The organism is Nonomuraea sp. K271 (assembly GCF_009908215.1).
Classification (GTDB): domain Bacteria; phylum Actinomycetota; class Actinomycetes; order Streptosporangiales; family Streptosporangiaceae; genus Nonomuraea; species Nonomuraea longispora.
This window is the reverse complement of sequence record NZ_JAAAHR010000062.1, coordinates 1-12377: the sequence shown is the minus strand read 5'-3', so window position 1 is coordinate 12377 and position 12377 is coordinate 1. Positions and strand designations below refer to the sequence as shown.

The following is a 12377-nucleotide window of genomic DNA, read 5'->3' as shown; positions in this document are numbered from 1 at the left end:
CGTCAACGCTCTCCCGGCCGTCCTGCGGGACGGCCATTTTTCTGCATAAAAGGTGTATTGAAATGCTTTTTCGTTCGGGTACGACCCCCGCATGCACCTTGACAGGGCGAATTGTCCGGAGGTTGTCTTGATATATGGGGCATAACGCCGCATGCGGTGTCGTGCCGTGAAAAGAATCCCGATCAGCAACGGGGAAGTCCATGGCAACGTACGCGTACCGCTGTCTGGATTGCGGGCAATTCGAGGTGCGCCTGCCGATAGGGACCGCCGAGGCGGTCCGTGACTGCCCGGTGTGCCGTTCCCCGGCCCGCCGCCTGTTCACCGCGCCCCACCTCGCCCGGCTCGCTCCGGCGGTGTCCGCCGCGCTGACCCGGGAGGAGCAGAGCAGAGAAGCACCCGAGGTGGTCACGCACACGCCCGCGGGACAGCGGCGGCCGCCGCCGTCGCACCCGGCGTTGTCGCGCCTGCCCCGGCCCTGAAACAGCCAGCGATGTTGCGTTCGCCGGCGTCGTGACGTGCGGCGAGCGCACCGCCCGTACTGACACGAGGAGGTGTCGGTGATGGGAGCCGTCGGACTACTCTATGTGGGGGCGGTACTGTTCCTCAACGGCCTGATGCTCCTCGGGAAGGTCGAACCGCGAGCGGCCGGCGTGTTCAACCTGTTCGTCGGAGCGCTGCAGGTCATCACGCCCACCGTGCTGATCGTCCTCAACCCCGCCGACGCCGCCGTGGTGCTCGGCGCGTCGGGGATCTACCTGTTCGGCTTCACCTATCTCTACGTGGGCATCAACCTGCTCGGCGGCTTCGACACGACAGGTGTCGGCTATTTCTCGCTCTTCGTGGCGATCATGGCGCTCGGATACTCCTTCGCCAACTTCCGCATCCTCGGTGACCCCGCCTTCGGCGTCATCTGGCTCTACTGGTCGTTCCTGTGGGCGCTGTTCTTCGTGCTGCTCGGCCTGAAACGTACGCGGATCACCAGGTACACCGGCTGGGTCACGGCGATCCAGGGCTGGGTGACGGCGGCGATCCCCGCCTTCCTGACACTGGCCGGCTACTGGCGCGACACCAGGCTCTACGCGATCGTGCTGGCCGTGTTCGGCGTGGTGGTGTTCGCCGTGTTGTGGCCGCTGACCCGGCACGGGGAGCCGGCCGGCGCGACGTCCGGAGAGGCGGACGACGTCGCGAGGCCCGAGGGGGAGCGCCGGCACCGCCCGCGATGGACCTGACCGAGCCCGCCGAGGCGGAAGAGAGGTGAGGCGCACGCTCAGCCAGGAAGGAGTCATCACGAGAGAAGGGCATGCATCATGCCGAAGGTAATTTTCTCGATCGACCAGTCGAAGTCGATGCGCGACCAGGACGTCCCGGGCCACAACCGCTGGCACCCGGATGTCCCGGTGGCGGAGATGGTACGGCCCGGCGACGAGTTCCGAATGGAATGCCGGGAATGGACCGACTCTCAGATCGGCAACAACGACTCGGCGAACGACGTACGCGACGTCGACCTGAGCGTAGCCCACGTGCTGAGCGGGCCCATCGGCGTCGAGGGCGCCGAACCAGGGGACCTGCTCGTCGTCGACATTCTCGACCTCGGCCCGGTTCCTCAGCAGGTCGGAGAGGTGCCAGGACAGGGATGGGGCTACACCGGCGTCTTCGCGAAGGCGAACGGCGGCGGATTCCTGACCGACTACTTCCCCGACGCCTACAAGGCGATCTGGGATTTCCACGGCCAGGTCGCGACCTCCCGTCACCTGCCGGGAGTGCGCTTCACCGGCATCACCCACCCGGGGCTCTTCGGCACCGCGCCGTCGGCCGAGCTGCTCAGCAGCTGGAACCGCCGCGAGCAGCACCTCATCGACACCGACCCGCAGCGGGTCCCGCCGCTCGGCCTGCCGCCGCTGACCGACAACGCCATCACCGGCACGGCGACCGGCGAGGTGGCCCAGCGGATCGCCGCCGAAGGAGCGCGTACGGTGCCCGCCAGGGAGAACGGCGGCAACCACGACATCAAGAACTTCACCCGCGGCGCCCGGGTCTTCTACCCGGTCCACGTGCGCGACGCCAAACTGTCCGGAGGTGACCTGCACTTCAGCCAGGGTGACGGAGAGATCACCTTCTGCGGCGCGATCGAGATGGGAGGCTACATCGACTTCCACGTCGACCTCATCAAGGGCGGCATGGAGAAGTACGGTGTCACGACCAACCCGGTCTTCATGCCGGGGAACGTGGAGCCGAGATATTCGGAGTTCCTGTCGTTCATCGGGATCTCGGTGGACCACGACACCGACACCAACTATTACCTCGACGCGACGGTGGCCTACCGCAGGGCCTGCCTGAACGCCGTCGAGTATCTCAAGAGGTGGGGCTACAGCGGCGAACAGGCCTATCTGCTCCTCGGCGCGGCGCCGATCGAGGGACGGGTCAGCGGGATCGTCGACATCCCCAACGCCTGCTGCTCGCTCTACCTGCCCACCGCGATCTTCGACTTCGACGTGCGGCCGGGCGCGGAAGGGCCCGCGAGTCAGGACCGCGGCAGGTGCGCCGTGTCGAGCTGACCGGGAGGTGGCCCCGCGAGACTGCTCGCGGGGCCATTTCCCTAATATTCTGGCAAAGAATGAGCGGCGGCGCGCAGGCCCGTTCCCGTCGGGATTTCGCGGGCGCAGGCCACTTTCGCGGCAGTGCGGGAAGGTCAACCCGGTCACTTCGCTCGGAAAAGCCCGGTAAAAGCCGCATTATCCTTCGGCGTATCCCCCTGAGTCGTTGTTGAAGGGTTGATCGATGCAAGACGACGCCGTGTGGGTCCGAGGCGTTACCGGAATCCAGTTGCACCACACCACCGATCTTCAGGACGCCACACGATTCCTGAGCAATGCCGCGATGGCGCTGCGGGCCGCGCACGTACGCACCGGGGACGAGCAGTACTCCGCCATCGCCGCCCAGCTCACCACCGTGGTCGAGGAGACGCGGACGCTGGAGGGCCAGGCCCGCGCACGCATGCAGGGCCTGCACGCGTCCGACCCCGAGCGGTTCGTACGCTGCCGCGAAGGCCACGAGCCGTGGCCCGACGAGATCCAGGCGGGCTTCGTGCCGCGGCACACCTGCAAGGATCAGTGCCTCTACCACGACCACGACGTTCTGGACGCCATCATGCAGTGCACCTGCGGCAGGCCCGCGTGCCGCGCCTGCGCCATCGGCGGGAGGCCGTAACACCTGGGCGTGGTGCGGACGAGCGCTAACGTGACGGCGAGGGACGGTTGAGTCGCCTCGCGGTTTGCTGAATATCGCTGCCGCCGGGGGCGGGCGTCCTGGTAGGGGTGGAGACATGATCTCCTTGACCCGGCTGGGCAGAGTCGTCGTGCTGACTCTGCTGGCCGTCCCGATGACCGCTGTCGTCGCGACCTCGCAGGCAGCCGCGGACACACGCAAACGGTCACAGGCCGAGGCCGGCGCGATGGCCCGTCGCATGCTCGGGCAGTTGAAGGTGTCGAGGCCGTTATCGATCCGCGGCTACAGCCACCGCCGTTTCCAGCCCCGATGGGCGCCGCACAAGGGTAAGTGCAGCGTTCGCGAGGTGGTGCTGGCGCGTGACGGCCGGCGCGTGCGCAAGAACGCGGCCTGCCATCCGGTCAAGGGCGTCTGGTACAGCCCGTACGACGGCAAGAAGCTCAAGAGCGAGAGGCTGGTCGACGTCGACCATGTCGTGCCGCTGGCGTACGCGTGGCGTTCGGGGGCCAGCAGGTGGAGCCCGGCGCGCAGACGGGCGTTCGCCAACGACCTGACCCGGCCCGAGCTGATCACGGTGAGTCACTCCACCAACATCGCGAAGGGCGCCAAGGGCCCGCAGAGCTGGCGCCCGCCGCGCCGCGCCCACTGGTGCCGCTATGCCGTCTCCTGGATCACCGTGAAACGCCACTACCGGCTCTTCGTGACGCGGAACGAGAAGATCGCCCTGCTCAACATGCTGCGCAAGTGCTGAGGTGACACGAGAGCGGATTGCGGCGAGGGTGCAATCGCCAACGGGTGTAGGCCGCACACCGGCATCGCCGCAATCCGCGGCTCTCGTTGACCGGGTTACCACCAGTCCCAGTCGTCGCCCCACCAGGAGCCGCCCCAGCCGCCCCACCAGCGCCTGCGACGGCAACGACGGCGACGCCAGCGGCGCCTGCGGCCGCAGCCTCCTCCGTGCTGGAAGTCGAACGTCATTGTTCCTCCCCCGTTGATCGCATCTTCCAATTCGGACGCTAGCACCCATATCGGCATATTCCAGGACATATCCGGCAATTTCAGGGATGCTTGACGGCGAATTCACCACGCAAAGGCCGCAGTCCCGCCCGTCCTGGAACCGAGACGATCTCACGGGGCTGCGCGCCGCATGATCTCCTGTTCGGTGAGCGGGTCGGCGGGGTGATGGCTCAGGCACTGCGGAGTGCGGACCAGCGTCTCGGGGATGCCGTCGCTCACCGTGTAGAACTGGCCGACCTCCAGCCGCCCGACCCGGTCCGCCCGTCCGCCCCGGGCCCTGGCCAGGCTCTGGACCACGTCGATCTGCGTGGGGCTGTTCATCCTGCCGATGAACTGGGTGGTGGCGTTGCCGGCGATCTGGTTGTGCAGGCCGCGCGGCGCCTGGGTCGCGAAGACCAGGCCGAGGCCGTACTTACGGGCCTGCGACGCCAGGGTCAGCGTGCTGGCCAGCGCCTCCGTCCTGGGTGTGGCCGGTACGAGCGACTGCGCCTCGTCCATCACGTACAGGCCGTTCAGGGGCCGGCCGCGCGCCGGGTTCCGCTTGATCCAGGAGAACAGGGCCATCTGGAGCTGGCTGACGAAACCGGGCCGCGCGTCCTCGCCGAGCCCGACGAAGCTGATGACCGACACGCGGGCCCGTTTGCCCGCCGACGGGGTCAGCAACTGCTCGGGGTCGGCCGGCTCGCCGTGGCCGGCGAACAGCGGATCGTTGATCGTCGCGGCGGTCAGGAGCTGCCCCAGCTCGGAGGCGATCTGGTCCGCCCGGTCGATCTGGCTCACCCCGAGCGGAAGGTCCGCGAGCATGCCCAGGAACGACGTGAAGTCGCCGCCACCCGCACGTGCGAAGTATTCCAGCGCCTGCCGGAGCACGGCTTTGCCCTTGCGCGCCTTGGCACTGGCGCCGTTGACGTTCGCCCGTGGGGCCAGCGCCGCGACCGCCAGGCCGAGCGCCGAGTCCAGCTCGTCCCGGTCGCCCAGTACGGCCGCGAAGTCGGGCAGCGGCTGGAAGGTCAGCGGGCGCCCGCGCGAGCGGCCCGGAGTCCAGACCACCACCTCCGTCTCGGCGAAATAGCGGTCCGCCTTCTCCGCGTCGCCGTCCCCCCATCCCGGGGGCGGGGCGGGCCACGGATCGCCCAGCCGGGCCAGGTCGTTGTTCGAGTCGAGCACGATCGAGGACACGCCGTGCAGCGCGCACTCCTCCACGAGCCGGCGCAAGAACACGGTCTTGCCCGACCCGGACCCCGCGAAGACGGCGGTGTGGCGGGCCAGCGCCTCCACCTTCAGCTCCAGGTCCGCACCGGTGTCGAACCGCCTGCCGACCGGGATGACGGCACCGCCGCCACGACCCGGGAGCGCATCGGCCTGTTCCTGCGTATCGGGGGTGGCCTCCGGCGTGAGCGCGTCCAGGAGGCCGCCGAGGAGTTCGGTGCCGCTCGCCGGGCGCCGGGCCCGCAACCACGTGTCGAACTCCGGATCCTGCTCGGCCGCCATCCGGCGCAGCGCGTCGAACACGCGCAGGTCGTCCGCGCGCAGCGTGAGCGCCCTGCCACCGCAGTCCTTCAGGTGGGTCACCCGGGCCTGCGTCGCCGGACCGTCCGACCACGCCTGGTTGCGCAGGACGACGAAACACCGGTCGGGTTTCTCAGGACCGAGTCCCGACTCCTTGATGCCGTCGTTCAGCCGTTTGAGCGCCGCGATCGGATGCGGTGCCCCGATCATCCGGAACGTCCAGTGCCGCTGCTCTTCCGAGTCGGGGTCGAGTTCCTGGCGCAACCGCGCGTGAAGGCTGGGCCTTCGGCCCGGCGGCGGATCGACGGAGAAGGCGCGGCCGGCGTCGCCCTGCTCGGTGATCCAGGCGCTGAGGCCGGCGGCGAGCAGCGGCGGAGCGAGCTCGTCCTCGTGGGCGGGGTCGAACGCGTCCGACGGATCGGCCTGCGCGCGCAGGCCGGCGAAGCGGGCGTCGAGCCGGGCGAGGTCCGCCTCGGACACGGCGGGGGCGCCGCCGGTGAGCGGCGGGGCCGGAGGGTCCTGATGGAACCTCTCCAGGAGGGTCGCCCTGCCCTCCACGCGGCACGTCTCGACGTGCGCGCTGATGCGCCGCAGGAGGGTCCTCGGCGTGAGACCGGGCGCGGTCGCGAACGCATCCGGCGCGATCGGCCAGAGCGGGCCGGGCGGCGTGCAGCCCGCGTTCTCGAAGGCCACGGCGAAGCGCCGTTCGACCAGGCTCCGGGCGATGTCGGCGCTCGCGAGCGTGGTGAGGATCAGTGACGTCCTGAACCTGTCCTGCACCGTACCGATGGCTCGTTCCTTGATCAGGCTCCAGGACGCGGGCAGGCAGGCGACCAGGCAGAGCGAACGCTGGGTGGCGTGGCGCAGGGCCATGAGGCCGGCCGCGATCTCGTCGATCACGTCCTTACGCGGCTCGTCGCCGGCCTGCGCGCCGGACGCCGTACCGGCTCGGGAGTGCCCGAGTATGGCGTCGATCTGGTCCACCGCGATGACGCTGGGGCCGGTCAGCGCGAGGATCGTCGACAACTCGACCGCGATGTCGTGGTGGTCCTTGACGCCCTTGCCCATGCCCCACGCCTGGCGGTCGCCGTCCTCCGCCTCCTCCGTCGACATCAGGTGGTCATGGGCGACGTCGAGGGCGTGGCCGGAGGCGGTGGCGTACAGAGCCAGCGCCCGGATGGTGTCGCGGCACCGCAGCAGCCGCCGGTCCCTGGCCAGCAGGCCGTCCACCAGCGCGTCGAGATCCTTGCGGGTCAGGCCGGCGCCGCGTTCGGCCGCCGCCTCGATCCGGTCGCCGGTCCCCGCGAGCTCGGCGAGGGAGCGCAGCGCCACCAGCGCCTGGACGGGGGAGCCAGGTCCGCCGGCGGAACGGCCCAGGTCCTCGACCATCGCGCCCGTCGTCCGGCGCCAGAAGTTCTCGCCCGCGCTGAAGTCGACCATGAAAAAGTAGCCGCCGGCCTGGGCGATCCGGCCCCTTACCCAGCCGAGAAGATGGGTCTTGCCCGCGCCGCCCTCACCCTGGATCACGACCCCGAGCGGGCTCGTGCGGGAGGCGAGCGACGCCTCCTCGATGCCGTCGAGGACGAGCCGCTCGGCCCGTGGGTGCATGCCGTCGACGTGGAAGGGCGGCGGGTTCCACGCGTGTTCGGAGGTCGTCGCCCAGTCGAGCACCCTGGAGACGGCCCGTAGGGCACGTTCTTCCTGCTCGTTCACCGGGCCTCGATCGCCAGAAGGTGCTTGCTCACTCCGTTCACCAGCACGGCCGCTTTCCTGTCGTCGTCGGTCAGCGTCTTCTGGTCGGCCTGCGGCACCAGATGCACGTCCGGGAGAAGCTCCATCCGCCGCAGCGTCTCGTCGACCTCGTCGGTGGGGGCGTCGCCGAGCAGCGGGCGCAGCCTGGTCAGGAGCACCCAGTCCTGGGGTTCGCGCGCCAGCCGCCAGTACGCCTCCCGGATCGTTCCGGCGAGATCGTCCCCGCCCGTGACGGCGGGCTCGCGGGCCGTGACGACGAAGTCGGCCAGGCTGAGATCCGCCGCGTCGAGATAGCCCTTGATCAGGCCGAGGACCCCGTAGAGGGTGCGGCCGATCGACCCCGAGCGGGCCGGGGCGGTGCCCGTGAGCTCGGCCACGCACCAGGCCCAGCCCTTGTCGGTGAGCGTGTGGTGGTACGCCCTGTCCTGCTTGCCGCTCGTGACGAGGCCGCGCTGGTTCAGCAGCAGCCGGGCCTTCCCGTTGAGCGTCGTGCCGACATGCTCCTTGAGCTCGGGGTTGGACGCCGCCCCGCCGAGCGTCATCAAGCCGAGCAGCGAAGCCCGCTCCGGGGCCCCGAAGGTGGTGTCGTCCATGGTCAGTTCTCCTCGGATCGATGGTCCATGACTGTGCCGAAGGTGGTCGCCGTGAGCTCGCGGCGGCCGGAAACCTCCCGCAGCGTGCCGCGAGCGCGTACGGGAGTCCTGCTCCTGTGCGCCTCGACGGCCACGTCGTAGGCCGCCTCGTCGGGCAGTCGCACCCAGATCGAGCCGCGCGACCCGGCGCCGCCGACCGCCACGTCGCCGCGGACCTGGACGCGGAAGCGGTCCTCGCCGCCGATGTCGACGAGCATGGCGATGAGGCCGGTGACGGAGGCGCGGTCGCTGTGGAGGCGGCGCAGCCGGTGCGCGACGCGGCGTAACAGCCGTCCCGTCTCGGGCTCGAAGACGAGCCGGCGCGCGGGAACGCCCGAGGGCAGCGCCCGCGCCCAGCGGAAGCCGACCTCGAACCGGGTGCCGGGGTCGGAGCCGGCGAAGCGGGCGAGCGCCTGGCAGAGCTCGGCCGACACGCCGTCCCGCACGATGCCGTCGAAGGTGCTGATGTCTCCGGTCCTGTGCACCTCGGCGCCGGCTTCGAGCAGCAGCTCCGCGGCGCGCTGGAGCAGGATCAGGGCGCGGCGGGCCAGCGGTGGATCACCTGGCGTGGCACGTTCCAGCGGCACGCGGACCGTGAGGAGGTCGCCCGTGGGCACGATCGGCCCGACCCAGACGCGGTCGAGCAGGTCACGCACCTCCTTGGGCGCCACGCCGTCGTACACGGGCCGGGGGCCGGTGAGCACGGCGCGGGCCGCCGCGCCGAGGGCGGCCTGCGCGCTGGTGAGTGCCGTGACCGCGTCGAGGAGTTTGACCTGCCCGTCGACGGGGGCGATGGAGGCTCTGTACCACTGCACGTCGGCCATGGGCGTGCCGATGTCGGAGGCGATGTCCTCCCGGGAGCGGCCCTCCAGCCGCGCCAGCAGGGCGAGGATCTCCCTGATCCGCCGGGGTCCGTCGCCGAGGTCGTCGGTGCCCGGCACCAGGATCTCGTGGTCGCCCTCGTGCACCCACACGGAGGCGCCCCGCCACTCGCCGGGCTGGCGGGACCAGCCGGTCATGGCGAGGTAGCTGCTGATGTCGGCGACCGACAGGCGCCTGGTCACGCGGGCGCGCCGACGAGCTCGCGCAGGGCGCGCACGGTGAGGACGTTGCCCAGCGGCACGCGTACGGGCGCGTGGCGCTTGCTGCTCGGGGAGGCGATGGCCTGCTCACCCTCGAAGCCCCGGTAGTAGCAGAGCCGGCTGAGCGTCAGCCCTTCGGTCTCCACCCGCGCGTAATGGTCTCTCTCACGCGGCACCACGACGACGAACAGGTAACGCGGGACGAGGAAAGGGCCCGCGACGAGCTTGTTGTACTGCACCTCGTTCAGCCCGTGGAAGTACAGGTCGGGCCCTTTGCACGACGGCGCGGACCACGACTTGACCTGCACCTCGATCGCGGGCGACGAGATGTGCCCCGCCCGGCCCGGATAGCGGAAGCCGAGGTCTATCCCGTCGTGGTCGAGGTCGTCCTTGTAGACGAGCAGCCCGGCGGCCGAGGCGAGGGCACGCACATAGTCCTCGGCGAACTTGCCCTGATGATTTCGCTGGTCAAGCATGCAGGCTCCCTCGCCACCGCCCCACCCCAATGCCGCGCGGGTCAAAGAGTATCTACGGAGCCGTGGGCAGGAGCGGGTTTTTCTCTTCAGTGCTGCGCGAAAACTCCCCCTTTATGACTGATTTCCGGCCATTACGAAGAATGACGCCCACTGGTGCGGCATAACACTTGTGTTACGTCAGTGGCATTTCTTCGGAAGGTACGGGCCGAAATGGTCGGCGACGATTTCGGCGACCCCGTCGGCGTCAAGAGAACCGTCGACTTCGAGCACGCGCACGCCGAGCCGGCGGGCGCCGCGTACGGCGTCATCCGCGACCAGCCGGTCCCTGGCCAGGCGGTTGGCCTGCGCGCGGGCCGGGTCGCGGACGGCGTGGTCGAGCGCGCCGGCGCGCGGCAGCGTACTCGCCTGGTGCCGGCGGAACTCGGGCGAGGGCACCATGACGATCATGCGGCGAGGAGAGTCGAGGAGCGGCGCGACCAGTTCGGGACGCAGCCCCCAGCCTTCGGCGATGATCGGGTGACCCGAGACCAGCCCGCGCAGGTCGTCGAGCGCCCACCCGAACCGGTCGGGAAATCCGGCCAGGGTCGAGGCGGCCATCTCCTCCGGCGTCGTGTCGACCCACTCGGCGTCGAGGTCGGGTGGGGTGACGGGTTCGCCGAGAGCGACCCGGCGGGCGATCCGGCGATCGTTGTGGCCGCGGGCGTCGTGGTAGTCGTAGTGGTAGGCGGTGACGCCGTGCCGCGCGGCCAGGAGCCGGGCCACGGTCGACTTGCCGGCCCACTGGCCGCCGCCGATCCACAACGCCCGGCTCAACGTGCCGAAGGGGTCCCACACAGCTGTCCTCCCGATGTTCGATCCGCGTCCTCTTCGAGTCTCCATCAGGTCGTTCCGAGGGACCGTCGCCTTCAAGCGACGGGTCAATCGGGAGCGGGAGGGCCGCCAGGGCCCGAGGACAACCGCGAGTACGTGTTCGTCGCCCGCCGGCCGGGGTGACGGCACACGTCACAGGTCGGCGGCGATGATCTGCTCGATGTTGCGTTCGGCGAGTGCCGTGATGGTGACGAACGGGTTGACCGTCGTGTTGCCCGGGATCAGCGCGCCGTCGATGACGTACAGACCGGGATGCCCGTGCAGGCGGCCGTAGTTGTCCGTGGCCCTGTTCAGCACCGCGCCCCCGAGCGGGTGGTAGGTGAGGTGATCGCCCCAGATCTTGTAGACGCCGAACAGGTCGGTACGGTAGATCGTCCCCTCCCTGGCGTTGATCGTGTCGAAGATCGTCTTGGCCATGTCGATGGAGGGCTGCTTCCACGCGGTCTGCCAGTCGAGCTCCACCTTGCCCGCCGCCGCGTTCCAGCTGAACCGTGCCCTGTGCGGGTTGTTGGTGATCGACAGGTAGAACGAGGCCCACGTCTCGATGCCGGTGGGCAGCGGCGCGACCTCCGCGAAAGCGCCCCCGGCCGTCCAGTTGTCGATGCCGCAGCAGGGGATGGCCGACTGGAGGCCGCCCGTCGGGTCCCAGAGGTGGTTGGCCCGGCCGCACATGACGTTGCCGTTGTCGCCCCAGCCCTTGCCGATCTCGCCGTTCAGGCCGGGCAGGACGCCGGTGGCCTTCAGGCGTACCAGGAGCTTGCTGGTGCCGACGCTGCCGGCCGCGAAGAACACCTTGCCGGCGGTGACCGTCTTGGTCGCGGTGACGCCGCCTGAGGTGTCGAGCTGCTCGACGACGACGGTGTACGCGCCGCCGGACCCCGGGGCGACCGAGGTGACCCGGTGCAGCGGGGAGATCGACACCCTGCCCGTGGCCCTGGCCTGGGCGAGGTAGGTCCTCTGCAGGGACTTCTTGCCGTGGTTGTTGCCGTAGAGGATCTCGCCGGCCAGCGCCGACTTGGGGACGGTACCGGCCGCCTCCTGCTCCATGTAGTCCCAGTCGTACACGTCGGGCACGAACACGAACGGGAACGACGAGCGCTGGGCGTGCTTGCGGCCCACGCGGGAGTACTGGTAGCAGCCGGCCGACTCGAACCAGCCGGGATCGATGGTGGAGACCCCGAGCCCGGCGTTCGCCCTCGGATAGTAGGTGGCGTACATCTCGTCGGGGTTGACCGAGGGAAGCACGGCGGCGAAGTTGGCACGCTGGGGCACGACGGCCATGCCGCCGTTGACGAGCGAGCCCCCGCCGACGCCGCGGCCCTGATAGACCGTGATGCCGCCGAACTCCTCGGCGTCCAGAATGCCGGTGTAGCGGGGGATGTCCCGATCGAGGGGGAAGCCGAGGAAGTTGCTGAGCGGCGCCTTGGTTCTCGTACGCAGCCAGTACGAGCGGTAGTCGGGCTCCCGCGTGTTGCAGAAGACCTTGCCGTCGGTGCCCGGGGTGTCCCAGGCCATGCCCATCTCGACCATGTGCACGTCCACGCCGGCCTGGGCGAGGCGCAGGGCCGCCACCGACCCGCCGTAGCCGGTGCCGATCACCAGGACGTCGACGTGGGTCCCGTCGGCGATCGGGGCGCTCGCGGCGGCCGGGCGGGCGTGGACGTTCAGGGCGGCCAACCCCAGTGCCGAGCCGGTCCCGGCGATGAATCCACGGCGGGAGACGCTGGTGCGGGCAGACGGATGGTCGCTCATGTGCCGTTTCCTCGCTGCTGGTGGGGGGTGCGGGGATGTGCGGGCTCGCGTGGGTGCCGGGG

Annotated in this window: 12 protein-coding genes; 5 read left to right on the top strand and 7 right to left on the bottom strand. The window is 69.9% G+C overall.

What is annotated here, in order from left to right; genetic code table 11:
- The first annotated feature begins 200 nt into the window (after positions 1 to 200).
- From GUY59_RS21925 to GUY59_RS21905, 5 genes are all read left to right on the top strand, one after another.
- Positions 201 to 479 carry an FmdB family zinc ribbon protein gene (locus GUY59_RS21925; protein ID WP_138201456.1) on the top strand — a complete coding sequence of 93 codons (279 nt, stop codon included), beginning with the start codon at positions 201 to 203 and terminating at the stop codon, positions 477 to 479.
- Positions 480 to 560: 81 nt separating this feature from the next.
- On the top strand, positions 561 to 1229 hold the full coding sequence (locus GUY59_RS21920) for an AmiS/UreI family transporter (protein WP_132333191.1): 669 nt from the start codon (positions 561 to 563) through the stop codon (positions 1227 to 1229).
- A gap of 78 nt (positions 1230 to 1307) precedes the next feature.
- Positions 1308 to 2555 (top strand): formamidase, encoded by a 1248-nt coding sequence (fmdA, locus tag GUY59_RS21915; RefSeq protein ID WP_138201455.1) that lies wholly within the window; start codon positions 1308 to 1310, stop codon positions 2553 to 2555.
- Positions 2556 to 2778: 223 nt separating this feature from the next.
- Positions 2779 to 3207, top strand: coding sequence for a hypothetical protein (locus GUY59_RS21910; protein ID WP_138201454.1), 429 nt, complete (start codon positions 2779 to 2781; stop codon positions 3205 to 3207).
- Positions 3208 to 3322: 115 nt separating this feature from the next.
- On the top strand, positions 3323 to 3976 hold the full coding sequence (locus tag GUY59_RS21905; protein WP_138201453.1) for an HNH endonuclease family protein: 654 nt from the start codon (positions 3323 to 3325) through the stop codon (positions 3974 to 3976).
- Positions 3977 to 4071: 95 nt separating this feature from the next.
- Here the strand turns inward: GUY59_RS21905 and GUY59_RS50050 are convergent, their stop codons facing one another.
- The 7 genes from GUY59_RS50050 to GUY59_RS21875 all read right to left on the bottom strand — a co-directional run bounded on the left by GUY59_RS50050 (position 4072) and on the right by GUY59_RS21875 (position 12315).
- Positions 4072 to 4203 carry a hypothetical protein gene (locus tag GUY59_RS50050; RefSeq protein ID WP_269128862.1) on the bottom strand — a complete coding sequence of 44 codons (132 nt, stop codon included), beginning with the start codon at positions 4201 to 4203 and terminating at the stop codon, positions 4072 to 4074.
- 150 nt (positions 4204 to 4353) lie between these two features.
- Positions 4354 to 7464 carry an ATP-binding protein gene (locus tag GUY59_RS50795; RefSeq protein WP_138201452.1) on the bottom strand — a complete coding sequence of 1037 codons (3111 nt, stop codon included), beginning with the start codon at positions 7462 to 7464 and terminating at the stop codon, positions 4354 to 4356.
- The gene (locus GUY59_RS21895) at positions 7461 to 8096 is read right to left on the bottom strand and encodes a hypothetical protein (protein WP_138201451.1); all 636 of its coding nucleotides are present in this window, start codon (positions 8094 to 8096) and stop codon (positions 7461 to 7463) included. The genes GUY59_RS50795 and GUY59_RS21895 overlap by 4 nt, the downstream gene beginning before the upstream one ends.
- 2 nt (positions 8097 to 8098) lie before the next feature.
- Positions 8099 to 9199 carry a hypothetical protein gene (locus tag GUY59_RS21890; RefSeq protein ID WP_252374964.1) on the bottom strand — a complete coding sequence of 367 codons (1101 nt, stop codon included), beginning with the start codon at positions 9197 to 9199 and terminating at the stop codon, positions 8099 to 8101.
- Complete coding sequence (locus GUY59_RS21885) at positions 9196 to 9693, bottom strand: DUF4365 domain-containing protein (RefSeq protein WP_138201450.1); 498 nt, start codon at positions 9691 to 9693, stop codon at positions 9196 to 9198. Before GUY59_RS21885 ends, GUY59_RS21890 begins: the two co-directional genes overlap by 4 nt.
- 177 nt (positions 9694 to 9870) lie before the next feature.
- A complete protein-coding gene (locus GUY59_RS21880; RefSeq protein ID WP_252374963.1) occupies positions 9871 to 10527 on the bottom strand; it encodes a hypothetical protein in 657 nt (218 codons plus the stop codon).
- Between the two features lie 168 nt (positions 10528 to 10695).
- Positions 10696 to 12315, bottom strand: coding sequence for a GMC oxidoreductase (locus tag GUY59_RS21875; RefSeq protein WP_138201448.1), 1620 nt, complete (start codon positions 12313 to 12315; stop codon positions 10696 to 10698).
- Positions 12316 to 12377: the final 62 nt, after the last annotated feature.